This is a genomic window from Variovorax sp. PvP013, assembly GCF_050435945.1.
Taxonomy (GTDB): Bacteria; Pseudomonadota; Gammaproteobacteria; order Burkholderiales; family Burkholderiaceae_C; genus Variovorax.
The window spans coordinates 208,305-234,683 of record NZ_JBNDLF010000003.1 but is presented as its reverse complement, the minus strand read 5'-3'; the positions used below and the strand labels follow the sequence as shown (position 1 = coordinate 234,683).

Here is a 26,379-nt window from a genome sequence, read left to right as displayed (position 1 = left end):
CCCGGCCTCAGGAGTCCAGCGGCATCAGCCGCGAGGCGCGCAGGCGGCTGGGCGCCAGGGCGCCGGCCGAATCCAGGATGGGGTAGGCGATCGAGCAGATGTGCGAGTTGATGCGCTTGAGGTCGCTGATCAGGTCGATGTGCAGCGAACTCGTCTCCATGCTCGGCGTGGTGCGGTCCATCAGCCGGCTCAGGTGGGTGGTGGCGTAGGCGCGCTCCAGGTCGCGGAAGCGCGCCTTCTCCTCCAGCAGCTTCTGGGCGTCGCGCACGTTGCCGTTGAGGAACACGCTCATTCCCAGGCGCAGGTTGGCCACCAGCCGCTCGTGCAGCTCGACGATCTCGGCCATGCCCGCCGGCGAGAAGTTGCGCTTCGGCTTGATCTTCTTGTCCTCGATGTCGATGATCACGCGCTCGATGATGTCGCCGACCTGCTCCATGTTGATGGTGAAGCTGATGATGTCGGTCCAGCGCTTGCTTTCCTCCTCGCCCAGCGCCTCGCGCGAGATCTTGGTGAGGTAGTACTTGATGTCGGAGTAGAGCCGGTCGACCGTGTCGTCGAGCTTGCGCAGCTCGTCGGCCAGGCGCAGGTCGTTGTGGCGGATGACGTTGAGCATGCCGATCAGCATGGTCTCCACGATGTCGGCCTGATGCAGGGCCTCGCGCGCCGCGTTGGAGATCGCCAGCGAGGGCGTCGACAGCGCCGAGGGGTCGAGGTGCTGAGGCCGCGAGGTCGCGGCCGACTGCTTGGGCACGGGCATCAGGCGCTGAACCAGGGCGGCGACCCAGCCGGTCAATCCGATGAAGCCGATGCTGACCACCGCGTTGAACGCCAGGTGGTAGAGCACCACCAGCAAGGTCGTGTCGGCCACGTAGGGCCGCACCTGCGACAGGTACAGATCGATGAGCGGGATGGCTACTGCCACGCCCAGCAGCTTGAAGACCAGGTTGCCCACCGTCACCTGCCGCACCGCGATCTCGGACTTGGCGGTGGTCAGCACGGCCAGCACGCCGCTGCCCAGGTTGGCGCCCAGCACCAGGCCCAGGGCGACGTCCAGCGGCACCACGGCCGAACTCGCCATCGCCGCCACCAGCAGCACCACCGCCAGGCTCGAATAGGCCACCACGGCGAAGGCCGCGCCAATGGTGACTTCGAGCAGCACGTCGCTGCTGATGGAGGTCAGCACGGCGCGCATGGCGACCGATTCGAACAGCGGTCCGGTGGCCTCCACCACCAGCCGCAGGGCCAGCAGCATCAGCCCGAGGCCGATCAGCACGCGACCGAAGCGCCCGGCCGTGGTGGCCGGCCGCGTGATCGAGAGCACCACGCCGACGAAGATGAACAGCGGCGACAACCACGACAGGTCGGTCGAGAACAGCACCGACATCAGCGCCGTGCCGATGTCCGCGCCGCGCATCACCGCCAGCGCCGCCGGCAGCGCGATGAGCCCCTGGCCGACGAAGGACGAGGTCATCAGCGAGGTCGCGGTGCTCGACTGCACCAGTGCCGTCACCCCGATGCCCGAGAGCGCGGCGGTGAAGCGGTTGCGCATGCCGCGCGCGAGCAGGACGCGCAGATTGGCGCCGAAGACGCGCAGCACGCCGGTGCGAACGAGGTGGGTGCCCCAGACGAGAAGGGCGATGGCCGCCAACAGATCCAACAGATGCTTCATGTGCGCGGACGACTATACGCCCGGGTACGAAGCGGATCGCCGCGTGCGGCGGCCGGCCGCGCGTCTCCGGCCGGACCGATGCGTCAACGTCGTCGGACGCGCCGGACCTCGTCCCAGATCAGGCAGACGGCGCCGACGGTGATGGCGCTGTCGGCGACGTTGAAGGCCGGGAAGTGCGTGCCGGCGAGGTGGAAGTCGAGGAAGTCGACCACGTAGCCGTGCATCATGCGGTCGACCACGTTGCCGATGGCGCCGCCCAGGATGCAGGCCATCGCGAAGCTGAACAGCTTCTGCCCGGCGTGCGTGCGCAGCATCCAGACGATGAAGACCGCCGCGGCGACGCCGATGCCGGTGAACAGCCAGCGCTGCCAGCCCGAGTGGTCGGCCAGGAACGAGAAGGCGGCGCCGGTGTTGTGGGCGCGCACGACGTTGAAGAAGCTCGTCACGTAGGTGGCGTCGCCCAGGCGGTAGTAGCCCAGGATCAGCGTCTTGGTGAACTGGTCGAGGATGAACAGCACCAGCGCCAGTCCGAGCCAGGGCCACATGCCGCCCGACGAGAACGCCGAGGACGCACCGCCGCGGTTCGAGCCGGCGGTGCGCGAGGAGGTCGTGCCGCGGGCCATCAGGCGACGCTCCGCGCTTCGCCGGCGCCGTACAGGTTGCTGGTGCAGCGGCCGCAGATCGTCGGGTGCACCGGGTCGACGCCGACGTCGTCGCGCCAGTGCCAGCAGCGCTCGCACTTGACGTCGGCGCTGGGCACGACCTCGGTGGCCAGCGCCTCGCCCGCGACGAGGTCGACGACGGAGGTGATGAAGACGAACTTCAGGTCGTCGCCGAGCGAGGCCAGCAGGGCGTGGTCGGCCGGCGCCGCCGTCAGCACCACGTTGGCCTGCAGCGACGAGCCGACGCGGCCGGTGGCGCGCACCGCCTCGATGTCCTTGTTGACCACGTCGCGGATCTCGCGGATGCGCGTCCACTTGGCCAGCCGCGCCTCGTCGGGTGTGCCGAGGTCGCCGTAGACCTGCGTGAAGATCGACTCGCCGGGCGAGCCGGTGCCCACCAGCGTCCAGGCCTCTTCGGCCGTGAAACTCAGGAACGGCGCCATCCAGCGCAGCATCGCCTGCGTGATGTGCCACAGCGCGGTCTGCGCGCTGCGCCGCGCGTGCGAGCCCGGTGCCGTGGTGTAGAGCCGGTCCTTGAGCACGTCGAGATAGAACGCACCCAGGTCCTCGGAGCAGTAGACCTGCAGCTTGGCCACCACCGGGTGGAACTCGTAGACCCGGTAGTGCGCCAGGATCTCGGCCTGGAACTGCGCCGCGCGGTCGAGCGCGTAGCGGTCGATCTCCAGCAGCTGGTCGAACGGCACCGCGTCCTGGTCGCGGTCGAAGTCGCTGGTGTTGGCCAGCAGGAAGCGCAGCGTGTTGCGGATGCGGCGGTAGGCGTCCACCACGCGCGCGAGGATCTTGTCGTCGCCCGCAATGTCGCCGGAGTAGTCGCTCGCGGCCACCCACAGGCGGATGATCTCCGCGCCCAGCTTCTTGCTGACCTCCTGCGGGTCGATGCCGTTGCCCAGCGACTTGCTCATCTTGCGGCCCTGGCTGTCGACCGTGAAGCCATGCGTGAGCAGGCCGCGGTAGGGCGCCCGGCCCTCGAGCGCCGAGGCCAGCAGCAGCGACGAATGGAACCAGCCGCGATGCTGGTCGTGGCCCTCGAGGTAGAGGTCGGCCTCGGGGCCGGCGTCGTGATGGACGTTCGGGTGCGTGCCGCGCAGGACGTGGAAGAAGGTCGAGCCGGAGTCGAACCAGACCTCCAGGATGTCGGTGCTCTTGGTGTAGTGGGACGCATCCTCGGCGCCGAGGATGTCGGCCACGCTCACGCGGCTCCAGGCCTCGATGCCGCCCCGCTCGATGATCTCGGCGGCCTGGTCGAGGATCTCCATGGTGCGCGGATGCAGCTCGCCCGAATCCTTGTGCAGGAAGAACGGGATCGGCACGCCCCAGCTGCGCTGGCGCGAGATGCACCAGTCGGGCCGGTTGGCGATCATGTCGTGCAGGCGCGCCTTGCCGTTCTCCGGGTAGAAACTGGTCTGCTCGATCGCGGCCAGCGCGGTCTGGCGCAGCGTCTGCGGCGCCTTGTCCTTGGTGAACACGCCTTCGCCCTCGTCCATGCGGATGAACCACTGCGCGGCGGCGCGGTAGATCACCGGCGTCTTGTGGCGCCAGCAGTGCGGATAGCTGTGGGTGATGGTCTCGGTGGCGAGCAGACGGTGCGCGTCGCGCAACGCGCCGATGATCTCCGGCACCGCCTTCCAGATGTGCTGGCCGCCGAAGAGCGGGAACTCCGCCGCGTAGGCGCCGTTGCCCTGCACCGGGTTGAGGATGTCGTCGTAGGCCATGCCGTGCGCGACGCAGGAGTTGAAGTCGTCCACGCCATAGGCCGGCGACGAGTGGACCAGACCGGTGCCGTCCGTGGCGGTGGCGTAGTCGGCCAGGTAGATCGGCGACAGGCGCCGGTAGCCCGCGTCGACGTCGTGGAGCGGATGCTCGAACTCGAGCCCGCCGAGCGCCTCGCCCTTGACGGTCGCCAGCACCTGGCCGTCGAGCGCGTAGCGGGTCATGCACATCTCGACCAGCGAGGTCGCCAGGATCAGCAGGCCGCGCTCGGTGTCGACCAGCGAGTAATCCAGCTCCGGATTCAGGTTGATGGCCTGGTTGGCGGGGATGGTCCAGGCCGTGGTGGTCCAGATGACGGCGAAGATGTCGCCCAGGATCAGGTGGTCGGCACCGAAGGCGGCCAGCACCTTCTCGCGCTCGTGCGCCTTGAAGGCGACGTCGATCGTCTGCGACTTCTTGTCGGCGTACTCGATCTCGAACTCGGCCAGCGAGGAGCCGCAGTCGAAGCACCAGTACACCGGCTTCAGGCCGCGGTAGACGAAGCCGCGCTCGATCACGCGCTTGAAGGCGCGCAGCTCGCCCGCCTCGTTGGCGAAGTCCATCGTCTTGTACGGATGGTCCCACTCGCCCAGCACGCCCAGGCGCTGGAAGTCGGCCATCTGCTGGGCGATCTGCTCGGTGGCGAAGGCGCGGCTTCGGGCCTGCATGTCGTCGCGTCCGAGGTTGCGGCCGTGCTTCTTCTCGATGGCGTTCTCGATCGGCAGGCCGTGGCAGTCCCAGCCGGGCACGTACAGCGCGTCGAAGCCTTCCAGCTGCCGCGCCTTGGTGATCATGTCCTTCAGGATCTTGTTGACGGCGTGGCCCATGTGGATCTGGCCGTTGGCGTAGGGCGGGCCGTCGTGCAGGATGAACTTGGGCGCGCCGTGGCGGGCGTCGCGCAGGCGGTGGTAGCGGCCCTCGTCGTTCCATTGCTTGACCCAGCCCGGCTCGCGCTTGGCCATGTCGCCGCGCATCGGGAAAGGGGTGTCGGGCAGGTTGAGCGTGGCTCGGTAGTCGGGGGTGGAGGCGGCGTCGGACATGGTGGGCGGGTGCGGTGCAATGCGGGGCAGGGCGTGGAAGGGCTTCGACGGGCTCGATCCCGGAAACGGGGCGGATCGAGTGCAAAGGAGGGGCGGTCTTCGGCCCCGGGCGCGTCCGGGGCGGCGGCGCGGGATGTGCGGCGCTAAATTCGGTCGCGCGTAATCTGCCGATGCGTTTCCGCGTGGGTCTGCGCCTGCGCCTGCGCGTGCATCGAGGCGAAGAACGCCCGCGCGTCGCGGCCATCCTTGGCGATGCCCGCGGTGAGGGCTTCGAGGCTGGTGTAGCGCAATTCGTCGTGCAGTTTGTGCAGCAGTTCCACGCGGACGATTTTACCGTAGGCCCCCTCGCGGCCGAGTTCGGCGGGCCAGTCGAGGCAATGGGTCTCCAGCAGCACGCGTCCGGCGTTGACGTCGTTGGCGTCGAGCGACGGCCGCACGCCGAGGTTGGCCACGCCTTCGAGCGGCTGCGGCGACAGGCCGTGCACCAGCACCGCGAAGATGCCGCCGGCCGCCGGCTTCCAGTGCTTGAAGCGCAGGTTCAGGGTGCGGAAGCCGTCGTCGCGCCCCGGCGCCGAGGCCCCCAGCGTCCGGCCGAGCTTGCGTCCGTGCACCACGTGGCCGGAGATGGCGTAGGGCCGGCCCAGCAGGCGCTGCGCGTCGGCCATGCGGCCCTCGGCCAGCGCCTCGCGCACGGCGGAACTGGAGACGCGCAGGCCGTGCACCTCGTAGCTGTTCATGCGCGCGACGTCGAAGCCGTGGCGCGCGCCGGCCTCGTCGAGCATGGCGTAGTCGCCCGCGCGCCTGGCGCCGAAGCGGAAGTCGTCGCCCACCAGCACGTAGCGCGCCCCCAGGCCGTCGAGCAGCACGTGGTCGATGAAGTCGTCCGGCGTGCGCGCGGCCAGGCGGGCGTCGAAGGGCAGCACGATGGTCTGCGCCACGCCGCAGGCGGCGAGTTCGCCGAGCTTGTCGCGCAGGGTGCCGATGCGCGCGGGCGCGAACTCGGGCCGCTTGTTGACGGCGGCGAAGTAGTCGCGCGGATGCGGCTCGAAGGTCAGCACGCAGCTGGGCAGGCCGCGCTGGCGCGCCTCGGTGTTCAGGAGCGCCAGCATGGCTTGATGACCACGGTGGACGCCGTCGAAATTGCCGATGGTCAGCGCGCAGGCCGGTGCCACGCCGGGATGCCGGAACCCACGAAAAACCTGCATGGATCGATCTGTTTTTGATAGCGCGCCAGGCCCGTCGCATGGGCTTGGACACGGGGTAGGGCGATTTGTCACAAAGCCGGTATATTGTGACGCAGTGCCCGGCAGCGGCGTCCCCCACGAGGGCCGCGTCGTCCGCCGGCTTCCTGCGTGATTCTTCTTTTTCGAGGAGACGTGGTGTGAAGGTCTTGAAGCTGTCGGCCCAGGGATTGCCGCAATCCTGGATCTCGCTGGAGCAGGCGGTGCTCCACTACGCCGCCGACGAGGTGCGCTGGGAGTCGGGCGCGCACGTGGCGCTGTTCCGCGGCGGCCACAACGCCGTGACCGGCCAGCAGTCGCAGATCGCGATCAACAGCATCATCGGCACCAAGGGCGTGCCGCGCATCAATCCCTTCGCTCAGCGTCCGGGACTCACCAACAGCAAGCTGTTCGCCCGCGACCGCAACGTCTGCGCCTATTGCGGCGACCATTTCCACGAGGAAGAACTCACGCGCGAGCACATCATCCCGTTCGCCCAGCAGGGTGTCGACGTGTGGATGAACGTGGTCACGGCGTGCCGCCCCTGCAACCACCGCAAGAGCAGCCGCACGCCGGAACAGGCCGGCATGCCCCTGCTCTACGCCCCCTACGTGCCCAGCCTCTGGGAGGACTTCATCCTGCGCAACCGCCGCATCCTGGCCGACCAGATGGAGTTCCTGATGATGCACCTGCCGCTCAGCTCGCGGCTGCACCTCTGAGCAGCGCTTGAATCAAGACAGGGGAAAGCAGGTCAGGGACACCGAGGAACCGGCTTCACCGGGCCTCTGGTGTCGCCCCCGGTGAGGGGGTAGGCGAAGCGACACGAAGTGCGCGCAGCCTGGGGGTGGTCAAAACACTCCGGCCGTGTCCTTCATGCGCGCCGACACCTCGCCCAGGTGATGCAGCGTGTCACCGTACGTCATCTCCATCTGGGTCAGCCGCCGGAAGTAATGGCTCACGATGTACTCGTCGGTCACGCCGATGCCGCCGTGCAACTGCACCGCCTGCTGGCTGATGAAGCGCATGGACACGCCCAGCTGGTACTTGGCGCGGGCGATCGCCAGGCGGCGTTCGTCGGCGGGCGCGTCCAGCTTCAGGCTCGCGTAGTAGCTCATCGAGCGGGCGAGTTCGAGCTGCATCTTCATGTCGGCCACGCGATGGCGCAGGGCCTGGAAGCTGGCGATGGTCACGTTGAACTGCTTGCGCGTGTTCATGTACTCGACCGTGACGGCCAGGGTCTTGTCCATCACGCCGACCGCCTCGGCGCACAGGGCGGCGATGCCGATGTCGACGGCATGCTCCAGGGCGATCAGGCCGTCGGTCGTGACGAGGCGCGCCGCGGCCTTGTCGAACACGACCTCTGCCGCGCGGGCACCGTCCTGCGTGCCGTAGCCGCGCGCCTCGACGCCGTCGGCGCCGCGCTCGACGAGGAACAGGGCGATCCTGCCATCGGCCTGCGCGGGCACGAGGAAGGCGTCGGCCTCGTCGCCGGCCGGCACCAGGCTCTTGGTGCCCGAGACGGTCCAGCAATCGCCCGACCGTTCGGCACGCGCCTCGCAGACGTCGAGGCGATAGCGCGCCTTGCGTTCCTGGTGCGCCAGCACGACCAGCGCCTCGCCGCCCGCGATGCGCGGCAGCCAGTCGCCCTTGAGGTCGGCGTCGGCGTGAGCGCCGAGCACCGCGCCGGCGATCAGCACCTGCGCGAACGGCTCGGCGACGATGCCGCGGCCGAGCTCCTCCATCACCACCATGCCGGCCACCGGGCCCATGCCCAGGCCGCCGTCGTCCTCGGCGATGTAGAGGCCGCCCAGGCCCAGGGCGGCGAGTTCGTCCCAGGCCTCGCGCGAGAAGCCGCCGGCGGCCTCGATGCGCCGGCGGCGCTCGAAGTCGTAACCCTTGTCGACCCACTTGCGCACCGCGTCGCGCAGCTGTTCCTGGTCGTCGGAAAAATCGAAATCCATGTGTGTCTCCTCAGCCCAGGACGGTTTGCGCGACGATGTTGCGCTGCACTTCGTTGGAACCACCGTAGATGGTGGTCTTGCGCATGTTGAAGTAGGTCGAGGCGAGCGGCGCCAGGCCGGCGTCGCCGCCGGGAAAGTCGCCCTGCCAGCCGGCTTCCATGGCCTCGCGCACCAGCGGCAGCGCGTACGGGCCGCCGGCGAGCATCATGAGTTCGCTGTAGCGCTGCTGGATCTCGCTGCCCTTGATCTTGAGCAGGCCGGCGATGTCGAGCGAGTTCTTGCCCGAGGTCGAAGCCGCGAGCACGCGCAGCACCAGCATCTCCAGCGCCACCACGTCGACCTCGAGCTTGGCGATCTCGTCGCGGAAGCGAAGGTCGTCCCAGACGCCCTCGCTCCTGGCGATGCGTTTCAGGCGCTCGAGTTCACGCTTGGCGCGATTGACGTCGGCGATGTTGGTGCGCTCGTGGCTCAGCAGGTGCTTGGCGTAGGTCCAGCCCTTGTTCTCCTCGCCGATCAGGTTGTTCGCCGGCACCTCGACGTTGTCGAACCAGACCTCGTTGACCTCGACGCCGCCGTCCATCAGCTTGATCGGGCGCACCGTGACGCCCGGCGACTTCATGTCGATCAGCAGGAAGCTGATGCCGGTCTGCGGCTTGCCCTCGTTGCTGGTGCGCACCAGGCAGAAGATCCATTCGCCGTACTGGCCGAGGGTGGTCCAGGTCTTCTGGCCGTTGACGATGTACTTGTCGCCCTGACGCTCGGCCCGGGTCTTGACCGAGGCGAGGTCGGAGCCCGAGCCCGGCTCGCTGTAGCCCTGGCTCCACCAGACCTCGCCGCTGGCGATGCCCGGCAGGAAGCGCTGCTGCTGCTCGGCGTTGCCGAAGGCCTGGATCACCGGAGCCACCATCACCGGGCCGAAGGGGATGATGCGCGGGGCGCCGGCCAGGGCGGTCTCCTCCTCGAAGAGGTGGCGCTGGATCGAGGTCCAGCCCGGGCCGCCGAACTCCTTGGGCCAGCCGTAGCCCAGCCAGCCCTTCTTGCCCAGGATCCTGGCCCAGCGCTGGTGATCCTCGCGCGTGAGTTCGAGGGCGTTGTGCACCTTGTGCGAAATGTCGGCCGGAAGGTGGTCCTTGACCCAGGCGCGGATCTCTTCTCGAAACGCCTGCTCTTCGGGGGTGAAGCTCAAATCCATGCGTGCCTCGCTGTGGGTGTTGCCGCCGCCCGGGGAGGGCGGTGCGGCGTGTCTCCGGAACCAAAGGTTTTAGCACGGTCGTGCGCCTTCGCGATGTCCTCGCAGCGACACGGATAATCCGGCGCTCCCATGAAGCACAACATCGTCATCCTCATCTCCGGCACCGGCTCCAACATGGCCGCCATCGTGCGCGCCGCCGCCGCCGACCGCTGGGCCGAGCGTTTCGACGCGCGCGTGGTCGCCGTCGTCAGCAACAAGGCCGACGCCGGCGGGCTCGCTTTCGCGCAGGCGCGGGGCATCGCGACCGCCGTCGTGCCGCACAGGGATTTCGCCACGCGCGAGGCATTCGACGCCGCGCTGGCCGAGGCGATCGACGCGCACGTCCCGTCGCTGGTCGTGCTCGCGGGCTTCATGCGCATCCTGACGCCGGGCTTCGTCGCGCGTTACGAAGGACGGCTGCTGAACATCCATCCCTCGCTCTTGCCAGCGTTCCCGGGGCTGCACACGCACCGCCGCGCCATCGAGGCCGGCTGCCGTGTCGCGGGCGTCACGGTGCACCAGGTGACGGCCGAGCTCGACCACGGTCCGATCCTCGACCAAGCCGTCGTGCCCGTGCTGCCCGGGGACACCGAGGCCGTGCTGGCCGCACGCGTGCTCAGCCAGGAGCACCGGCTCTACCCGCGCGCGATCGCCGGCTGGCTCGGCGCCCGGCGCTAGACGCCGCCGTCCCTCAGACGATCTTCAGGAAGCGCGGCCGCGCCACGCCGTTGATCGCCACCGTCTCGTTGAACATCGCGGCGGGACGCACCCACAGGCCGCGCTGACCGTAGAGCGCGCGGTAGAGCGTCATCGGCTCCAGGGTCTCGCTGTGGCGCACGGTGCCGATCACTTCGTATTCGCCGCCCTTGTGATGGCGGTAGAGGCCGGGCGGGGTCTCGATGAGGGGCGGGAGGTCGTCGTCGGTCATGGCGGGGCAGGGTGGAAGCAAGATGGTTTCTGGGAGATCGCCGCGGCATTGTCCCGGGCCGGCGGTCCCCGGCTGAGACAATCGCCCGCATGCATCCCAAAGCCCTGTTGGAGGCGAGCGCCGATCTGGTCGGCCTCGTCCTGAAATTCGATCATCCCGCCGACCAGGTGGTCTCGCGCTTCTTCCGCGATCACCGCGAGTTCGGTCCCCGCGAACGCGCCACCCTGGCCGAGACGGTCTACACCGTGCTGCGCAAGAAGCTGCTGTTCGATCATCTGTCGCCCTCGGGCACGGGCTCGAAGGAGCGGCGCATGGCCATCCTGGGCTTCCACGGCCCGCGCGATTTCCTCAAGAGCGCCCTTAACGACGTCGAGAAGCGCTGGCTGGACAACTGCGACGCCGTCGGCGAGAGCGACCTGCTGGAGCGCCATCGCCACAACCTGCCCGAGTGGCTGGTCAAGCCCCTGAAAGCACAGCTCGGCGACGAGTTCTGGCCGCTGGTCGGGAGCCTGCAGCAGTCCGCGCCGCTCGATCTGCGCGTCAACACGCTCCACGACAAGCGCGCCGACGTGCAGAAGGAACTGTCCCTGGCCGGCATCAAGGCGGTCGCCACGCCGTTCTCTCCCTGGGGCCTGCGCATCGACGGCAAACCGGCGCTGACGAAGCTCGATGCCTTCGCGCGCGGTGCCGTCGAGGTGCAGGACGAGGGCTCGCAGCTGCTCGCCCTGCTGCTGGACGCGAAGCGTGGCGAGATGGTGGTCGATTTCTGCGCCGGCGCGGGCGGCAAGACGCTGGCCATCGGCGCCACCATGCGCAACACGGGCCGGCTCTACGCCTTCGACACCTCGGCCCATCGGCTCGACGCGCTCAAGCCACGGCTCGCGCGCAGCAAGCTGTCGAACGTGCATCCGGCGGCCATCGCGCACGAGCGCGACGAGCGCATCAAGCGTCTGGCCGGCAAGATCGACCGCGTGCTGGTCGACGCGCCGTGCTCCGGCCTGGGCACGCTGCGGCGCAATCCGGACCTGAAATGGCGCCAGTCCCAGAAGTCGGTCGACGAACTGACCGCGAAGCAGACGGCCATCCTGCAGAGTGCCGCGCGGCTGGTGAAATCCGGCGGACGTCTGGTCTACGCGACCTGCAGCGTGCTGCCGGAGGAGAACGAGGCCATCGCGGAGGCGTTCGGCGCGGCGAATCCGGACTTCGTCCTCCAGGAGGCTGGCGACCTGCTCGAGGGCCTGAAGGTCGAGGACGCGGGACGGCTCTGCGCGGGCGGCGAGGATGGCAGGCGTTACCTGCGGCTGTGGCCGCATCGCCACGCGACCGACGGGTTTTTCGCCGCCGTGTGGAACCGCAAGTAGTCCGTACGCTCCAAAACAACGGCAAAAGCCCGATTGATCAAGGCTTTAGCGCTTCTCCGAGGGGCTAACCTTTAAAATCCTCGGTTCCCCTTGGAACTGCACCTTCGTGTGGTAATGGAGTACCTGACTCAATGTTCCTTCCTGACTCTGCCGTGTTGAACGCGGCTGTCGACTGGCTCGCCCATGGCATGTGGGACCTCACGTGGTGGCAGATCGTCCTCTACACGCTGGTGACCACCCACATCACGATCGCGGCGGTCACGATCTTCCTGCACCGCACGCAGACGCACCGGGCCATGGAACTGGGTCCGATCCCGTCGCACTTCTTCCGCTTCTGGCTCTGGCTGGGAACCGGCATGGTCACGAAGGAATGGGTCGCCATCCACCGCAAGCACCATGCGAAGTGCGAGACCGTGGACGATCCGCACAGCCCGCAGGTCAAGGGCTTCGACGAGGTCATGTGGCGCGGTGCCGAGCTCTATCGCAAGGAGTCCAAGAACAAGGACACCGTCGAGCGCTTCGGCCACGGCACGCCCAACGACTGGATCGAGCGCAACCTGTACTCGCGCTACAGCTGGCAGGGCGTGGGCCTGATGATGATCCTGAACGTGGCGATGTTCGGCGCCATCGGCTTGGCCGTCTGGGCCGTGCAGATGGTCTGGATTCCGTTCTGGGCAGCGGGCGTGGTCAACGGCATCGGCCATTTCTGGGGCTATCGCAATTTCGAGGCGACCGACGCCAGCACCAACCTGATTCCCTGGGGCATCATCATCGGCGGCGAGGAACTGCACAACAACCACCACACCTACCCGACCTCGGCCAAGTTCTCGGTCAAGAAGTACGAGTTCGACATCGGCTGGGTCTACATCAGCCTGATGCAGAAGATCGGCTGGGCCAAGGTCAAGAAGCTGCCGCCGAAGATGCTGATGGGTGACGTCCAGCCTGTCGCGGACGAGAAGACCCTGGAAGCCGTGATCGCCAACCGCTACGAGGTCATGGCCGGGTTCGCACGCGAGATGCGCCGTACGACCCGCGACGAACTGGCCCAGCTCAAGGCGAAGGGTGCCGACCTGTCGGTGCTGAAGGCGGCCAAGCAGTGGCTCCATCGCGACGACGACAAGGTGCCGGCCGCGGCCCGCACGCACGTCGTCCAGGCACGCGCCGCGCACCCCGTGCTCGACAAGATGGTCACGATGCGCGAGGAACTGCGTCAGCTGTGGCTCAACACCTCGCATTCGCGCGAGCAACTGGCATCGGATCTGGCGGCCTGGTGTCACCGTGCGGAAGCCAGCGGTATCGCCGGCCTGCGCGAGTTCTCCACGCGACTGCGCGCGGCACGGGCCTGATCGGGTTCGTCGATCGGCTGTTGCCGATCGATCGCCAAGATGAAAACCGACCTGAGAAGGTCGGTTTTTTTACGTCTGTTCGTGGCTCCGCATCGGTATGCGAAAGAAGCACCCAGGCATGAAAAAACCCCGCTGCGGAATGCAGCGGGGTTTCATGTCGAAGCGATCAAATCGCCTCGCGGAAAATCAAATCTGAATCACTTCAGCTTGATTTCCTTGTATTCGACGTGCTTGCGCGCCTTCGGGTCGAACTTCATGATCGACAGCTTCTCGGGCGTCGTCTTCTTGTTCTTGCTGGTGGTGTAGAAATGGCCGGTACCCGCGGTGGATTCCAGCTTGATCTTCTCGCGTCCGCCTTTGCTCGTTGCCATGATCGTGCTCCTTAAGCTTGGCCGCGTGCGCGCAGGTCTGCGAGCACGGCATCGATGCCGTTCTTGTCGATCAGGCGCAGTGCAGCGCTCGAAACCCGCAGGCGAACCCAGCGGTTTTCAGTCTCGACCCAGAAACGGCGGTATTGCAGGTTCGGCAGGAACCGGCGCTTGGTTTTGTTGTTGGCGTGGGAAACGTTGTTTCCCACCATCGGGCCTTTGCCCGTGACTTCGCAGACGCGTGCCATGTGGACACTCTTTCTTGGAACAGCTGGCGTCCGGGTCGCCGTGGGCGTGGACGTTTTGCAGCTTGACCTCGCCATGAAAACGGGTGGCGGTACCCCGGCTCTGCCGCGGGCTGCGAGACAGCCCCTTGTTCGGCAAAGCCTGCGATTATAGCGTGCCGTTGGTTTCAAGATAGCGCTGCGCGTCCAGCGCCGCCATGCAGCCGGTGCCGGCGCTCGTGATGGCCTGACGGTAGATGTTGTCCTGCACGTCTCCCGCCGCGAACACACCCTCGACGCTGGTCATGGTCGCGAGGCCCTTCAGACCGGAGCGTGTGACGATGTAACCATCCTTCATCTCCAGTTGGCCTTGGAAGATGTCGGTGTTCGGATGATGGCCGATGGCGATGAAGCAGCCCTTGAGATCGAGCTGTTCCGTAGCGCCGGTGTCGACGTGCTTCAACCGGATGCCGGTGACGCCGGAGTCGTCGCCCAGCACCTCGTCGAGCACGTTGTGCGTCTTCAGGACGATCTTTCCCTCCTCGACCTTCTCGTGCAGCTTGTCGACCAGGATCGGCTCGGCCTTGAACCTGTCGCGCCGATGTACCAGGGTAACCTTGCTGGCGATGTTGGACAGGTACAGCGCTTCCTCGACGGCCGTGTTGCCGCCGCCGATCACGCAGACCTCCTGCTCGCGGTAGAAGAAGCCGTCGCAGGTCGCGCAGCCCGAGACGCCACGCCCCATGAAGTGCTGTTCGGATTCGAGTCCCAGGTACTTGGCCGATGCGCCGGTGGCGATGATCAGCGCGTCGCAGGTGTAGGTCCCGCTGTCGCCGGTGAGCGTGAACGGGCGCTGGCCGAAGTCGACCTGGCTGATGTGATCGAAGACGACCTGGGTCTTGAACCGCTCGGCATGTTCGAGAAAACGCTGCATGAGTTCCGGACCCTGCACACCCTGCACGTCGGCCGGCCAATTGTCGACCTCGGTGGTCGTCATGAGCTGCCCACCCTGCGCCATCCCCGTGATGAGCAGCGGCTTGAGATTGGCGCGGGCGGCATAGACCGCCGCGGTATATCCGGCCGGACCCGAACCCAATATCAGAACTTGTGCGTGTTGTTTATTTGACATACCTAAAAACCCAAAATTTGCTGTATCAGCGTGTATATTTTCCGGTGGTGAACATGAAAGTATCACCTTCAAGGCCGTCTCTCATCAGGGACGTTTTCAATGCGCGCAATTGTATTTAAGCAATAAGTTCTCCAATGGCGCGCTCTCCGGGATTCGAAGATGTCCATGCTGTCCAATCTTGAATTGCTCAGGCGCGTTCCGCTGTTCTCCGCGCTCACGCCGGCCCAGTCGGCGAGCATCGCAGATGCGATCGTCAAGAAGAGATTCAAGCGGTCCGAGGTGATCGTCGAGCAGGGCAAGAAATCGGACGCCCTCTACATCATCCTGACCGGGAGAGCCCGCGTGATGAGCACGGACACCCGAGGCCGCGAAGTCATCCTGGCGACCCTGCAGCAGGGCGACTATCTCGGTGAGATGAGTTTGATCGACGACGAGCCGCATTCCGCCACCGTCAGGACCGAGATCCAGACCGACGTGCTGGTCCTGGCGCGCGAGGCATTCGGCCGATGCCTGCCGGAGAACGCCTCGATGTCGTACAACATCATGCGCGGACTCGTGCAGCGCCTGCGCCATGCCGACCGCAAGATCGAATCGCTGGCGCTCATGGACGTCTACGGTCGCGTCGCCCGCTCGCTGATCGAATTCGCGGTCGACGATGGCCAGGGCAACCTCAAGATCCGCGACAAGATCTCGCGCCAGGATCTGGCGAAGATGGTGGGCGCGTCGCGGGAGATGGTCAGCCGCGTCATGAAGGACCTCGAGGAGCGCGGCTTCGTCCAGACCCAGACCGATGGATCCATGATCGTGAAGGATCGGTTGTCGTCCCTGACCTGATGTCGCAGGCCCGGTCGTCGCGGCGACGAGCGCTCGCGCGACACCTTTTCCGTTGTAGGCTCGGTGCGTCGACGGCCTGGATCGCGGGCCAGACCACGTTTTCATGACTTACTCGCTGAACTCTCTCCAGACTCCCAACGCTTCCACACCGCCACCGGTCCGCCTGCGCGCGATGCGCTTCGCGCAGGAGATCACCCTGATCGCCGGTTTCGTGGTGCTTCTTTTCTGGCTGATCTCGATGCTCAGCTTCACGCCCTCGGACGCCGCGTGGTCGACCTCGGGCACGGGAGGCGAGGTCAAGAACTGGGGCGGACGCATCGGTGCCTGGATCGCCGACGGCAGCTATTTCCTCGCCGGCTACTCGATCTGGTGGTGCCTGGTCGCCGGTGCGCGCGTCTGGCTGTCGTCGCTCGCCGGCTGGTTGCGTGGTGGCGAAGCGGCGCCGGCGGTGGTCGAGACACCGCCCTGGGGCCGTCTCGATCGGGGTCGGCTCGCCTTCTGGTTCGGCTTGCTGCTGCTTCTGTGCGCCAGTGCGATGCTCGAATGGTCGCGCCTCTACCGGCTCGAGTTCCGCCTGCCCGGGCACGGCGGCGGCGTTCTTGGCTATTTCGTCGGTCCGATGAGCGTGAAGTGGATCGGATTCACCGGCTCGGCGCTGATCGCCATCGCCGCCGGCGTCGTCGGATCGGCGCTGGTGTTCCGCTTTTCATGGGCGCAGGTGGCCGAGCGGCTCGGCTCGCGCGTGTTCTCGCTGTTCGAATCGCGTCGCGAGAAGCGCGAGATCGCCGAGGACCTGGCGATGGGCCGGCGCGCCGTGCGCGAGCGGGAGGCAGGCGCCGAGACGTCCGCCCCCGCAGCGCGCGTCAGCGAGCCGACGATGGACGACTTCGTCCCGTCGCGGCCCACGGCCCGGACGAGCGCCGAAGTCCCTACGCCCGTGGAGGCAGCGGCGCCACGGGCCAGCGTCAAGCGCACGGCAACTGTCTCGGCACCCGTCCCGACGCCGGGTCAACCCGCGGTGACCGAAGCGGTTCGCAACGAGCGCGTCGTCAAGGAGAGCCCGAAGCCCGTGTCGTCCGTGGCCGCCGCTTCGGCCGTGCCGCGCGAGCATGGCGAAGGCAAGCTGCCACGCGTGGACCTGCTCGACGCGCCGCAGCTGCGCCAGGAGACCGTCTCCTCCGACACGCTGGAGATGACCTCCCGCATGATCGAGAAGAAGCTCAAGGATTTCGGCGTCGAGGTGCGCGTGGTGCTCGCCTCGCCCGGACCGGTGATCACGCGCTACGAGATCGAACCCGCCACGGGCGTGAAGGGCTCGCAGATCGTCGGACTCGCGAAGGACTTGGCACGCTCTCTGTCGCTGGTGTCGATCCGGGTGGTCGAGACGATCCCCGGCAAGAACTACATGGCGCTCGAACTGCCCAACGCCAAGCGGCAGTCGATCCGCCTGAGCGAGATCCTGGGCTCGCAGGTCTACAACGACGGCAAGTCGATGCTGACGATGGGCCTGGGCAAGGACATCGTGGGCAACCCGGTGGTGGCCGACCTCGCGAAGATGCCGCACGTGCTGGTGGCCGGCACGACCGGTTCGGGCAAGTCGGTGGGCATCAACGCCATGATCCTGAGCCTGCTCTACAAGGCCGAGGCGCGCGACGTGCGGCTGCTCATGATCGATCCGAAGATGCTGGAGATGTCGGTCTACGAGGGCATCCCGCACCTGCTCGCGCCGGTGGTCACCGACATGCGGCAGGCGGCCCACGGCCTGAACTGGTGCGTGGCCGAGATGGAGCGCCGCTACAAGCTCATGAGCAAGCTGGGCGTGCGCAACCTGGCCGGCTACAACACCAAGATCGACGAGGCCAAGGCGCGCGAGGAGTTCATCTACAACCCCTTCAGCCTGACGCCGGACGATCCCGAGCCGCTCAAGCGCGAGCCGCACATCGTGGTGGTCATCGACGAACTGGCCGACCTGATGATGGTGGTGGGCAAGAAGATCGAGGAGCTGATCGCCCGCCTGGCGCAGAAGGCGCGCGCGGCGGGCATCCACCTCATCCTGGCGACCCAGCGACCCAGCGTGGACGTGATCACCGGCCTCATCAAGGCCAACATCCCGACGCGCATCGCGTTCCAGGTCTCCAGCAAGATCGACAGCCGCACCATCCTCGACCAGATGGGCGCCGAGGCGCTGCTGGGCATGGGCGACATGCTCTACATGCCCAGCGGCACCGGCCTGCCGATCCGCGTCCACGGTGCCTTCGTGAGCGACGAGGAGGTGCACCGCGTGGTGGCCTATCTGAAATCGCAGGGCGAACCCGATTACATCGAAGGCGTGCTGGAGGGGGGAACCGTCGACAGCGACGGCGATCTATCGGGCGAGGGTGGCGACGGCGAGAAGGATCCGATGTACGACCAGGCGGTCGAGGTCGTGCTCAAGAACCGCAAGGCGAGCATCTCGCTCGTGCAGCGCCACCTGAAGATCGGCTACAACCGCGCCGCGCGGCTGGTCGAGGACATGGAGAAGGCCGGGCTGGTCAGCCCCATGAGCGGCGCCGGCCAGCGCGAGATCCTGGTGCCCGCGCGCGCCGAATAGACACACGGAAACATCGAAGATGAAGAAGATCCTGATCGCTCTGGCGATCGCCGCGTCTGCTGCAGGCGCCTGGGCCGACGGCCTGCAGAGCCTGGAGGCGTTCGTGCGCGAGGTGAAGTCCGGCCGCGCCGATTTCACCCAGACCGTCACCGCGCCGTCGCGGGAGGGCCAGCCCGGACGCGTGAAGACGTCGAGCGGCACCTTCGAATTCCAGCGCCCGGGCAAATTCAAGTTCGACTATCGCAAGCCCTTCGCCCAGACCATCGTGGCCGACGGCCAGACGCTCTGGCTCCACGACGCCGAACTCAATCAGGTGACGCAGCGATCGCAGGCGCAAGCGCTGGGTTCGACGCCGGCCGCGTTGATCGCCGCGGCGCCCGATCTGCGCGCGCTGCAGGCCGACTTCAAACTCGAATCGGCGCCCGTGCGCGATGGTCTGCAGTGGGTCAGGGCGACACCGCTGGCACGCGACGGCCAGCTGCAGAGCATCGAGGTCGGCTTCCAGGGCAATACGCTCGCAGCGCTCGAGATCCTCGACAGCTTCGGCCAGCGTTCGGTGCTGAAGTTCGGCAAGGTGGAAACCAATCCGGTGTTCGGTGCCTCCACCTTCGCGTTCAAGGCGCCCGTGGGTGCCGACGTGCTCAAGCAGTAGGGCGATCGATAGTCCGGCCGCCGGTTCCCGGACCCGATGGCCAAAGTCCAGGTCGAACAGGCCGCCGTGTGTAGAAGGAAGCCATGCCCGATCTGTTTTCCCAGGAGCCCGTCGCGCCGCTCGCCGAGGCGCTTCGCCCCAAGACGCTCGACGACGTGGTCGGGCAGTCGCACCTGCTGGGAGAGGGCAAACCGCTGCGCTTGGCCTTCCAGTCGGGCAAGCCGCACTCCATGATCTTCTGGGGACCGCCGGGCGTGGGAAAGACGACCCTGGCGCGGCTGACGGCCTCGGCCTTTCGCTGCGAGTTCATTGCCCTGTCGGCGGTGTTCTCCGGTGTCAAGGACATCCGGGCGGCTATGGAGCAGGCGCAGCAGAACTTGGCCCTGGGCAAGCACACCCTCCTGTTCGTGGACGAGATCCACCGATTCAACAAGTCCCAGCAGGACGCGCTCCTGCCCTATGCGGAAAGCGGCCTGGTGACCTTCATCGGCGCGACCACCGAGAACCCCTCCTTCGAAGTGAACTCGGCGCTGCTGTCGCGGGCGCAGGTCTATGTGCTGAAGTCGCTCACGGACGAGGAATTGAAGCAATTGCTGGAGCGGGCGCAGGAGGAGGCGCTCGGCGATCTCCGGTTCGACGAGCGGGCCCGGGACACCCTGATCGGCTATGCGGACGGCGATGCCCGGCGGTTCCTGAACCTGCTGGAGCAGGCCCACACCGCGGCAAAGACCTCCGGCGTCACCGCGATCACGGCCGAGTTCCTGCAGAACGCGCTGACTCTGAACGGCCGGCGCTTCGACAAGGGCGGAGACAATTTCTACGACCAGATCTCGGCCCTGCACAAATCCGTGCGCGGCTCCCATCCCGATGCCGCGCTCTACTGGCTGACCCGGATGCTCGACGGTGGCGCCGATGCCCGCTACCTGTCGCGGCGGATCGTCCGCATGGCATGGGAGGACATCGGCCTCGCCGACCCGAAGGCCCTGCAGATCGCCAACGACGCGGCGCTGACCTATGAACGTCTGGGCAGCCCCGAAGGCGAACTGGCCTTGGGACAGGCCGTGATCTACCTGGCGGTCGCCGCCAAGAGCAATGCCGGCTACAACGCCTACAACGAGGCTCGCGCCTTCGTGAAGAAGGACAGGAGCCGCGAAGTGCCCGTGCATCTGCGCAACGCCCCGACGAAGCTCATGAAGGAACTGGGCCACGGCCACGACTACCGCTACGCGCACGACGAACCCAATGCCTACGCCGCGGGCGAAACCTACCTCCCGGAAGGCATTGCCGAACCCCGCTGGTACCGGCCCGTGCCACGCGGCCTGGAGATCAGGATCGGCGAGAAACTCGCGCAATTGCGGCAATGGGATCGGGACGCCGGCGACGATTGAGGGCGCGACACGTGCCGCTCGGCGCGGCCCGCGGGGGTAAACCCCCGTCGAACATGCACCACGACGGGTCATCGGCATGCCTACAATGCCGCCCTTGAATCCGCCGAGCGACACATGCTGGCGGGTTTTTTGCTTAGTGAATCGCAGACGCCGATCCGGCCTCCGCGAATCTTGAAAGCACCTTGATACAGGTGCCAACCCACTGGACGAACTTATGGAAATCCTGCTGCAGCAGATCATCAACGGTCTGGTGTTGGGCAGCATGTATGCCTTGATAGCCTTGGGCTACACCATGGTGTACGGCATCATCAACCTCATCAACTTCGCGCACGGCGAGGTACTGATGGTCGGTGCCCTCACGAGCTGGACCATCATCGGCCTGATGCGCGAGTCCATGCCGTGGCTGCCGGGCTGGCTCATGCTGCTGATCGCCCTGGTGATCGCCTGCATCGTCGCGGCCAGCCTCAATTTCGTCATCGAGAAAGTGGCCTACCGGCCGCTGCGCAACAGCCCGAAGCTGGCGCCGCTCATCACCGCCATCGGCATGTCGATCCTGCTGCAGACGCTGGCGATGATCATCTGGCGTCCTACCAACAAGGCCTACCCGACCCTGCTGCCGAGCGCCTCGATCGACGTCGCGGGCGCTTCCATCTCGCCCACGCAGATCATGATCCTGGTGGTGACGGCGATCTCGCTGGCCATCCTGACCTGGCTGGTGAACTACACCAAGCTCGGACGCGCCATGCGTGCCACGGCCGAGAACCCGCGCGTCGCCTCGCTCATGGGCATCCGGCCGGACATGGTGATCTCCGCCACCTTCATCATCGGCGCCGTGCTCGCGGCCATCGCCGGCGTGATGTACGCGAGCAACTACGGCATCGCCCAGCACGCCATGGGCTTCGGGCCCGGCCTCAAGGCCTTCACCGCGGCGGTCTTCGGCGGCATCGGCAACCTGGCGGGGGCGGTCGTCGGCGGCATCCTGCTCGGGCTCATCGAGGCCATCGGCGCGGGCTATCTGGGCACCGTCACGGGCGGCATCCTGGGCAGCCAGCACAGCGACATCTTCGCCTTCGTCATCCTCATCCTCACGCTGACCGTGCGGCCCTCGGGCCTGCTGGGCGAGCGCGTGGCCGATCGCGCCTGAAGGAGGAACGACCATGAGATCCAACAATTTCAAGAACCTGGCCGTGTTCCTGGTGGCCGCCGTGCTGCTGCTGGCGCTGCCGCTGGTGCTGCAGACGCAGGGCAACGCCTGGGTGCGCATCGTCGACATCGCCTTGCTCTACGTGCTGCTGGCGCTGGGCCTGAACATCGTCGTGGGCTATGCCGGCCTGCTCGACCTCGGCTACGTGGCGTTCTTCGCCATCGGGGCATATCTCTACGCCCTGATGGGTTCGCCGCACCTCGCCGAGACCTTTCCGGCGTTCAAGGCGATGTTCCCCAACGGCGTGCACACCTCGCTGCTGATCGTGCTGCCGCTGGCCTTCGTGCTCGCGGGCGTGCTGGGGGTGATGCTGGGGGCGCCGACATTGCGCTTGCGCGGCGACTACCTGGCCATCGTGACGCTGGGCTTCGGCGAGATCATCCGCGTGTTCCTCAACACGCTCGACCATCCGGTCAACATCACCAACGGTCCCAAGGGACTCGACGCGATCGACTCGATCCGCATCTGGGGACTGAACCTGGGGCGGCCGCTGAAGATCGGCGACTACACGATCTCCTCGGTCTCGCTCTACTACTACCTGTTCCTGGTGCTGGTGATCTTCACGGTGATCATCTCGCACCGGCTGCAGCTCTCGCGCGTCGGCCGCGCCTGGATGGCGATCCGCGAGGACGAGATCGCCGCCAAGGCGATGGGCATCAACACCCGCAACATGAAGCTGTTGGCCTTCGGCATGGGCGCGAGCTTCGGCGGCATCTCCGGCGCGATGTTCGCGGCCTTCCAGGGCTTCGTCTCGCCCGAGTCCTTCAGCCTGATGGAGTCGGTGATGATCGTCGCCATGGTGGTGCTCGGCGGCATCGGCCACCTGCCGGGCGTCATCCTGGGCGCGGTGCTGCTGGCGGCGCTGCCCGAGGTGCTGCGCTACGTCGCCGGTCCGCTGCAGTCGATGACCGACGGGCGCCTCGACGCCTCGATCCTGCGGCAGCTCTTCATCGCGCTGGCGATGATCGTCATCATGCTGCTGCGTCCGCGCGGTCTGTGGCCCTCGCCCGAGCACGGCAAGTCGCTTAAGCGGCGCCAGGGCGACGCCACCCCCGGCACGCCGATCGAGGCGCCGGGCGTGGACAGTCCCGCCGACGAGGTGCCGGGTTCGCCGGCGCGGCCGATGTCGATCAATCCGTGACGGCCACGCACACCGAGCCAGGAACACACGAACAATGACTGACACCATCCTCGAGGTGCGCGGCATCTCCAAGCGTTTCGGCGGCCTGCAGGCGCTGTCGGACGTGGGCATCACGATCCACCGCGGCCAGGTCTACGGCCTGATCGGCCCCAACGGCGCGGGCAAGACGACGTTCTTCAACGTCATCACCGGCCTCTACACGCCCGACAGCGGCAGCTTCGTGCTCGCCGGCAAGCCCTACCAGCCGACGGCGGTGCACGAGGTCGCCAAGGCCGGCATCGCGCGCACGTTCCAGAACATCCGCCTCTTCGCCGACATGACGGCGTTGGAGAACGTGATGGTCGGGCGCCATGTGCGCACGCAGTCCGGCGTGATCGGCGCCATCCTGCGGACCTCCGGCTTCAAGGCCGAGGAGCGCGCCATCGCCGAGCGCGCCCACGAACTGCTCGACTACGTCGGCATCGGCAAGTTCGCCGACTACAAGGCGCGCACGCTGAGCTACGGCGACCAGCGCCGGCTGGAGATCGCTCGCGCCCTGGCCACCGATCCGCAGCTCATCGCGCTCGACGAGCCGGCCGCCGGCATGAACGCGACCGAGAAGGTGATGCTGCGCGAGCTCATCAGCCGCATCCGCGCCGACAACCGCACCATCCTGCTGATCGAGCACGACGTGAAACTGGTGATGGGGCTGTGCGACCGCCTCACCGTGCTCGACTACGGCAAGCAGATCGCCGAAGGCACGCCCGCCGAGGTGCAGCGCAACGAAAAAGTGATCGAGGCCTATCTGGGCACCGGAGGCCATTGAACATGAGCGAGATTCTTCTGAAGGTCAGCGGTCTGAAGGTGGCCTATGGCGGCATCCAGGCCGTCAAGGGCGTCGACTTCGAGGTGCGCGAGGGCGAGCTCGTCTCGCTCATCGGCTCCAACGGCGCCGGCAAGACGACGACGATGAAGGCCATCACGGGCACGCTGCCCTATGTCGACGGCGACATCCTCTACCTCGGCCGCAGCATCAAGGGGCGCGGCGCCTGGGACCTGGTGGGCGAGGGTCTGGTGATGGTGCCCGAGGGCCGCGGCGTCTTCACGCGCATGACGATCACCGAGAACCTGCAGATCGGCGCCTACGTGCGCAACGACAAGGCGGGCATCGCCGCCGACATCGAGCGCATGTTCGGCATCTTCCCGCGCCTGCGCGAACGCAAGGACCAGCTCGCCGGCACCATGTCCGGCGGCGAACAGCAGATGCTCGCCATGGGCCGCGCCCTGATGGCGCGCCCGAAGGTGCTGCTGCTCGACGAGCCCTCGATGGGCCTGTCGCCGATCATGGTCGACAAGATCTTCGAGGTCGTCCAGACCGTCCACGGCCAGGGCGTGACGGTGCTGCTGGTCGAGCAGAACGCCAGCCGCGCGCTGCAGATCGCCGATCGCGGCTACGTGATGGAGTCGGGCGTGGTCACGATGTCGGGCGACGCCCGCACGATGCTCGACGACCCGAAGGTCCGGGCCGCCTACCTCGGCGAGTGAGACGAGGGTCCGCGGGCTCCGGAACGCTCCGGGCCGCGCGGGTTCGATGTGCGGTCAGTCGACGCGGGCGCCGGTGGCCTTCACCACGTCGCGGTACTTGGCCAGTTCGCTCTTCATGAAGGCGCCGAACTGCTCGGGCATGCTGGGTGCCGGCTCGGCCAGCAGGCCGGCGAAGCGGCTGCGCGTCTCGGGCGCGTTCAGCGCCGCCACGAACGCCTGGTTGAGCCGGGCGATGGTCGCCGCCGGCGTGCCCGCCGGCGCCACCAGGCCCCACCAAGTGTCGATCGAGAAGCCCTTGAGCGTGTCGGCGATGGGCGCCACGCCGGGCAGGGCGTCGCTGCGTCCCAGGGTCGTGACGGCGATGGCGCGCAGCTTGCCGGAGCGGATGTTCGGCGCGGCGGTGGCGAGGTTGTCGAAGTTGAAGTCGACCTGGCCGGACAGCAGCGCCAGCTGCGCCGGGTTGCCGCCGTTGTAGGGGATGTGCAGGGCGTAGATGCCCGCTTCCTTCTTGAACAGCTCGCCGGCCAGGTGTCCGGCGCTGCCGTTGCCGCCGCTGCCGTAGTTGAGCTTGCCGGGGTTCGCCTTGGCATAGGCGATGAGTTGCGCGAGCGTGCCGATCTTCAGGCGCTGGGCGGCCTCGGCGTTCATCACCAGCACGTTGGGCACGCGCACCATCTGCGTGACGGGCGCGAAGTCGGTCGCGACGTCGAAGGGCATCCGGGCGTAGAGCCACGGGTTGACGGCATGCGTGGCCGTGGCCGCGATGCCGATCGTCAGGCCGTCGGGCGCGGCCTTGGCGATCGCGTCGACGCCGATGTTGCCGCCGGCGCCGGGCTTGTTCTCGATGATGACCGTGCCGAGCGAATCCCTGACCCGCTCAGCCAGGATGCGTGCCGTCACGTCGATGGGGCCGCCGGCCGCGTAGGGCACGATCAGGCGGATCGGGTGCGTGCCGGGCTGGGCCCGCAGCGCCGTGGTCGACAGCGACAGGGCGCCGAGCGCCAGGGTGGCGAGGAAAGGGCGTCTCTGCATGGGGTGGGACTCAGGCAGCGGCCTTGTCGGCCTCGGTCGTGAAGGCGTCGGCGAAGAATTCCTCTTCCGGCAGGCCGGCCTCGACGACGTAGTCGCGCTTGGCGGATTCGACGACGATCGGCGCGCCGCAGGCATACACCTGGTGGCCGGAGAGGTCGGCGAAATCCTCCAGCACGGCGCGATGCACGAAGCCGGTCCGGCCCGTCCAGTTGTCCTCCGGCGTGGCGTTGGAAACCACCGGCACGTAGCGCAGCTGCGGCATCTCGGCGAGCTGCGCCTGCAGCCAGTCGTCCATGTACAGGTCCTCGGGGCGGCGGCCGCCCCAGTAGAGCGTGGCGGGCCGGTCGATGTTCTTGAACTTCATGTGCTCGAGCAGCGCCTTGATCGGCGCGAAGCCGGTGCCCGAGGCGAGCAGCACGATCGGCTTGGTCGATTCCTCGCGCAGGAAGAAGCTGCCGTAGGGCCCTTCGATGCGCAGGATCTCCTTCTCCTTCATGGCGCCGAAGACGTGGTCGGTGAAGCGGCCTCCGGGCATGTGGCGCACGTGCAGCTCGATGCCGGTGCCCGGCTCGAGCAGGGTGTGCGGCGCGTTCGCCATCGAGTAGCTGCGCCGCGCGCCGTCGCGCAGGATGAACTCGACGTACTGGCCGGCGTGGAAGCGCATCGGCTCGCCCGCGGGCATCTGCAGGCGCAGCTGCATGACGTCGTGCGACTTGCGCAGCAGCGACAGCACCCGGGCGGGCATCTTGCGGATCGGGAAGGCGCCGATGTCGGTGACCTGGCGCGATTCGAGCATCACGTCGCTGCGCGCGGTGGCGCAGCAGGTGAGCACGAAGCCGGCGATCTCCTCCTCGGCGCTGAGGGCCTTGCTCTGGTGCGGACCGTGCGTGACCTCGCCCGAGAGCTTCTTGCACTTGCAGGAGCCGCAGGCCCCGTCCTTGCAGCCGTAGGGCAGGCCGACGCCCTGGCGGATGGCGGAGGAGAGGATGGTCTCGTCGCCCTGCGCCACGAAATTGCGACCACTGGGTTCGACGGTGATCCGGAAGCCGGTTTCGGGCGGAGAGGCGCTGGTCATGGGTATTCTCGGGGGCTCGTTCTCGACTGG

The 26,379-nt window shown here is 67.2% G+C and carries 24 protein-coding genes; 12 read left to right on the top strand and 12 right to left on the bottom strand.

What is annotated here, in order from left to right; all coding sequences use genetic code 11:
- Positions 1–7 precede the first annotated feature (7 nt).
- The 4 genes from ABID77_RS11475 to ABID77_RS11460 all read right to left on the bottom strand — a co-directional run bounded on the left by ABID77_RS11475 (position 8) and on the right by ABID77_RS11460 (position 6,346).
- Positions 8–1,669 (bottom strand): Na/Pi cotransporter family protein, encoded by a 1,662-nt coding sequence (locus ABID77_RS11475; RefSeq protein ID WP_429595378.1) that lies wholly within the window; start codon positions 1,667–1,669, stop codon positions 8–10.
- 83 nt (positions 1,670–1,752) lie between these two features.
- Positions 1,753–2,295: a signal peptidase II gene (gene lspA, locus ABID77_RS11470; protein WP_429596135.1), complete on the bottom strand. Its 543-nt coding sequence runs from the start codon at positions 2,293–2,295 to the stop codon at positions 1,753–1,755.
- Positions 2,292–5,141, bottom strand: coding sequence for an isoleucine--tRNA ligase (ileS, locus tag ABID77_RS11465; RefSeq protein ID WP_429595374.1), 2,850 nt, complete (start codon positions 5,139–5,141; stop codon positions 2,292–2,294). The genes lspA and ileS overlap by 4 nt, the downstream gene beginning before the upstream one ends.
- A 143-nt stretch (positions 5,142–5,284) precedes the next feature.
- Positions 5,285–6,346 (bottom strand): bifunctional riboflavin kinase/FAD synthetase, encoded by a 1,062-nt coding sequence (locus ABID77_RS11460; RefSeq protein WP_429595371.1) that lies wholly within the window; start codon positions 6,344–6,346, stop codon positions 5,285–5,287.
- A 176-nt stretch (positions 6,347–6,522) separates the two neighbouring features.
- Between ABID77_RS11460 and ABID77_RS11455 the strand changes: the two genes are divergently transcribed.
- The gene (locus tag ABID77_RS11455) at positions 6,523–7,080 is read left to right on the top strand and encodes an HNH endonuclease (RefSeq protein WP_429595368.1); all 558 of its coding nucleotides are present in this window, start codon (positions 6,523–6,525) and stop codon (positions 7,078–7,080) included.
- A gap of 129 nt (positions 7,081–7,209) precedes the next feature.
- Here ABID77_RS11455 and ABID77_RS11450 read toward each other — a convergent pair whose 3' ends face one another.
- On the bottom strand, positions 7,210–8,322 hold the full coding sequence (locus ABID77_RS11450) for an acyl-CoA dehydrogenase family protein (protein ID WP_429595365.1): 1,113 nt from the start codon (positions 8,320–8,322) through the stop codon (positions 7,210–7,212).
- Positions 8,323–8,332: 10 nt separating this feature from the next.
- Positions 8,333–9,514, bottom strand: a complete 1,182-nt coding sequence (locus ABID77_RS11445; protein WP_429595363.1) for an acyl-CoA dehydrogenase family protein — start codon at positions 9,512–9,514, stop codon at positions 8,333–8,335.
- A 129-nt stretch (positions 9,515–9,643) separates the two neighbouring features.
- Here ABID77_RS11445 and purN point away from each other — a divergent pair, with 129 nt between their 5' ends.
- Positions 9,644–10,231 carry a phosphoribosylglycinamide formyltransferase gene (purN, locus tag ABID77_RS11440; RefSeq protein ID WP_429595360.1) on the top strand — a complete coding sequence of 196 codons (588 nt, stop codon included), beginning with the start codon at positions 9,644–9,646 and terminating at the stop codon, positions 10,229–10,231.
- A 13-nt stretch (positions 10,232–10,244) separates the two neighbouring features.
- Here purN and ABID77_RS11435 read toward each other — a convergent pair whose 3' ends face one another.
- Entirely contained in the window at positions 10,245–10,481 is a 237-nt protein-coding gene (locus tag ABID77_RS11435) for a DUF1653 domain-containing protein (protein WP_429595357.1), read from the bottom strand.
- Between the two features lie 89 nt (positions 10,482–10,570).
- Between ABID77_RS11435 and ABID77_RS11430 the strand changes: the two genes are divergently transcribed.
- Together ABID77_RS11430 and ABID77_RS11425 are read left to right on the top strand one after the other, a co-directional pair.
- Positions 10,571–11,842: an RsmB/NOP family class I SAM-dependent RNA methyltransferase gene (locus ABID77_RS11430; protein ID WP_429595354.1), complete on the top strand. Its 1,272-nt coding sequence runs from the start codon at positions 10,571–10,573 to the stop codon at positions 11,840–11,842.
- 131 nt (positions 11,843–11,973) lie between these two features.
- The gene (locus ABID77_RS11425; RefSeq protein WP_429595351.1) at positions 11,974–13,188 is read left to right on the top strand and encodes a DesA family fatty acid desaturase; all 1,215 of its coding nucleotides are present in this window, start codon (positions 11,974–11,976) and stop codon (positions 13,186–13,188) included.
- Positions 13,189–13,385: 197 nt separating this feature from the next.
- Here the strand turns inward: ABID77_RS11425 and rpmG are convergent, their stop codons facing one another.
- The 3 genes from rpmG to trxB all read right to left on the bottom strand — a co-directional run bounded on the left by rpmG (position 13,386) and on the right by trxB (position 14,909).
- Positions 13,386–13,559, bottom strand: coding sequence for a 50S ribosomal protein L33 (gene rpmG, locus ABID77_RS11420; protein ID WP_296306076.1), 174 nt, complete (start codon positions 13,557–13,559; stop codon positions 13,386–13,388).
- Between the two features lie 11 nt (positions 13,560–13,570).
- Complete coding sequence (gene rpmB / locus ABID77_RS11415; protein WP_028251282.1) at positions 13,571–13,804, bottom strand: 50S ribosomal protein L28; 234 nt, start codon at positions 13,802–13,804, stop codon at positions 13,571–13,573.
- A gap of 145 nt (positions 13,805–13,949) precedes the next feature.
- Positions 13,950–14,909, bottom strand: a complete 960-nt coding sequence (gene trxB, locus ABID77_RS11410; protein ID WP_429596132.1) for a thioredoxin-disulfide reductase — start codon at positions 14,907–14,909, stop codon at positions 13,950–13,952.
- Between the two features lie 159 nt (positions 14,910–15,068).
- Here trxB and ABID77_RS11405 point away from each other — a divergent pair, with 159 nt between their 5' ends.
- From ABID77_RS11405 to ABID77_RS11370, 8 genes are all read left to right on the top strand, one after another.
- Entirely contained in the window at positions 15,069–15,743 is a 675-nt protein-coding gene (locus ABID77_RS11405) for a Crp/Fnr family transcriptional regulator (protein ID WP_429595348.1), read from the top strand.
- Positions 15,744–15,846: 103 nt separating this feature from the next.
- Positions 15,847–18,333 carry a DNA translocase FtsK 4TM domain-containing protein gene (locus ABID77_RS11400; RefSeq protein ID WP_429595345.1) on the top strand — a complete coding sequence of 829 codons (2,487 nt, stop codon included), beginning with the start codon at positions 15,847–15,849 and terminating at the stop codon, positions 18,331–18,333.
- A gap of 19 nt (positions 18,334–18,352) precedes the next feature.
- The gene (gene lolA, locus ABID77_RS11395) at positions 18,353–18,985 is read left to right on the top strand and encodes an outer membrane lipoprotein chaperone LolA (RefSeq protein WP_429595342.1); all 633 of its coding nucleotides are present in this window, start codon (positions 18,353–18,355) and stop codon (positions 18,983–18,985) included.
- A gap of 83 nt (positions 18,986–19,068) precedes the next feature.
- Complete coding sequence (locus tag ABID77_RS11390; RefSeq protein ID WP_429595339.1) at positions 19,069–20,373, top strand: replication-associated recombination protein A; 1,305 nt, start codon at positions 19,069–19,071, stop codon at positions 20,371–20,373.
- A 214-nt stretch (positions 20,374–20,587) separates the two neighbouring features.
- A complete protein-coding gene (locus tag ABID77_RS11385; RefSeq protein WP_429595336.1) occupies positions 20,588–21,517 on the top strand; it encodes a branched-chain amino acid ABC transporter permease in 930 nt (309 codons plus the stop codon).
- Between the two features lie 13 nt (positions 21,518–21,530).
- Positions 21,531–22,718: a branched-chain amino acid ABC transporter permease gene (locus ABID77_RS11380; RefSeq protein WP_429595333.1), complete on the top strand. Its 1,188-nt coding sequence runs from the start codon at positions 21,531–21,533 to the stop codon at positions 22,716–22,718.
- A 34-nt stretch (positions 22,719–22,752) separates the two neighbouring features.
- Entirely contained in the window at positions 22,753–23,523 is a 771-nt protein-coding gene (locus ABID77_RS11375; protein ID WP_429595330.1) for an ABC transporter ATP-binding protein, read from the top strand.
- A gap of 2 nt (positions 23,524–23,525) precedes the next feature.
- Positions 23,526–24,242, top strand: a complete 717-nt coding sequence (locus ABID77_RS11370) for an ABC transporter ATP-binding protein (protein WP_429595327.1) — start codon at positions 23,526–23,528, stop codon at positions 24,240–24,242.
- Positions 24,243–24,296: 54 nt separating this feature from the next.
- Here the strand turns inward: ABID77_RS11370 and ABID77_RS11365 are convergent, their stop codons facing one another.
- On the bottom strand, positions 24,297–25,274 hold the full coding sequence (locus tag ABID77_RS11365; protein ID WP_429595324.1) for a Bug family tripartite tricarboxylate transporter substrate binding protein: 978 nt from the start codon (positions 25,272–25,274) through the stop codon (positions 24,297–24,299).
- A gap of 10 nt (positions 25,275–25,284) precedes the next feature.
- Positions 25,285–26,349 (bottom strand): CDP-6-deoxy-delta-3,4-glucoseen reductase, encoded by a 1,065-nt coding sequence (locus ABID77_RS11360; RefSeq protein ID WP_429595321.1) that lies wholly within the window; start codon positions 26,347–26,349, stop codon positions 25,285–25,287.
- Positions 26,350–26,379: the final 30 nt, after the last annotated feature.

Coding starts and splice junctions, on each gene's coding strand:
- ABID77_RS11365 (WP_429595324.1), bottom strand. CDS start 25,274: ATGCAGAGACGCCCTTTCCTCGCCACCCTGGCGCTCGGCGCCCTGTCG.
- ABID77_RS11460 (WP_429595371.1), bottom strand. CDS start 6,346: ATGCAGGTTTTTCGTGGGTTCCGGCATCCCGGCGTGGCACCGGCCTGC.
- ABID77_RS11425 (WP_429595351.1), top strand. CDS start 11,974: ATGTTCCTTCCTGACTCTGCCGTGTTGAACGCGGCTGTCGACTGGCTC.
- ABID77_RS11430 (WP_429595354.1), top strand. CDS start 10,571: ATGCATCCCAAAGCCCTGTTGGAGGCGAGCGCCGATCTGGTCGGCCTC.
- trxB (WP_429596132.1), bottom strand. CDS start 14,909: ATGTCAAATAAACAACACGCACAAGTTCTGATATTGGGTTCGGGTCCG.
- ileS (WP_429595374.1), bottom strand. CDS start 5,141: ATGTCCGACGCCGCCTCCACCCCCGACTACCGAGCCACGCTCAACCTG.
- rpmB (WP_028251282.1), bottom strand. CDS start 13,804: ATGGCACGCGTCTGCGAAGTCACGGGCAAAGGCCCGATGGTGGGAAAC.
- purN (WP_429595360.1), top strand. CDS start 9,644: ATGAAGCACAACATCGTCATCCTCATCTCCGGCACCGGCTCCAACATG.
- ABID77_RS11445 (WP_429595363.1), bottom strand. CDS start 9,514: ATGGATTTGAGCTTCACCCCCGAAGAGCAGGCGTTTCGAGAAGAGATC.
- ABID77_RS11385 (WP_429595336.1), top strand. CDS start 20,588: ATGGAAATCCTGCTGCAGCAGATCATCAACGGTCTGGTGTTGGGCAGC.
- ABID77_RS11450 (WP_429595365.1), bottom strand. CDS start 8,322: ATGGATTTCGATTTTTCCGACGACCAGGAACAGCTGCGCGACGCGGTG.
- lolA (WP_429595342.1), top strand. CDS start 18,353: ATGAAGAAGATCCTGATCGCTCTGGCGATCGCCGCGTCTGCTGCAGGC.
- ABID77_RS11375 (WP_429595330.1), top strand. CDS start 22,753: ATGACTGACACCATCCTCGAGGTGCGCGGCATCTCCAAGCGTTTCGGC.
- ABID77_RS11475 (WP_429595378.1), bottom strand. CDS start 1,669: ATGAAGCATCTGTTGGATCTGTTGGCGGCCATCGCCCTTCTCGTCTGG.
- ABID77_RS11390 (WP_429595339.1), top strand. CDS start 19,069: ATGCCCGATCTGTTTTCCCAGGAGCCCGTCGCGCCGCTCGCCGAGGCG.
- ABID77_RS11405 (WP_429595348.1), top strand. CDS start 15,069: ATGTCCATGCTGTCCAATCTTGAATTGCTCAGGCGCGTTCCGCTGTTC.
- ABID77_RS11370 (WP_429595327.1), top strand. CDS start 23,526: ATGAGCGAGATTCTTCTGAAGGTCAGCGGTCTGAAGGTGGCCTATGGC.
- ABID77_RS11435 (WP_429595357.1), bottom strand. CDS start 10,481: ATGACCGACGACGACCTCCCGCCCCTCATCGAGACCCCGCCCGGCCTC.
- ABID77_RS11400 (WP_429595345.1), top strand. CDS start 15,847: ATGACTTACTCGCTGAACTCTCTCCAGACTCCCAACGCTTCCACACCG.
- rpmG (WP_296306076.1), bottom strand. CDS start 13,559: ATGGCAACGAGCAAAGGCGGACGCGAGAAGATCAAGCTGGAATCCACC.
- ABID77_RS11380 (WP_429595333.1), top strand. CDS start 21,531: ATGAGATCCAACAATTTCAAGAACCTGGCCGTGTTCCTGGTGGCCGCC.
- ABID77_RS11360 (WP_429595321.1), bottom strand. CDS start 26,349: ATGACCAGCGCCTCTCCGCCCGAAACCGGCTTCCGGATCACCGTCGAA.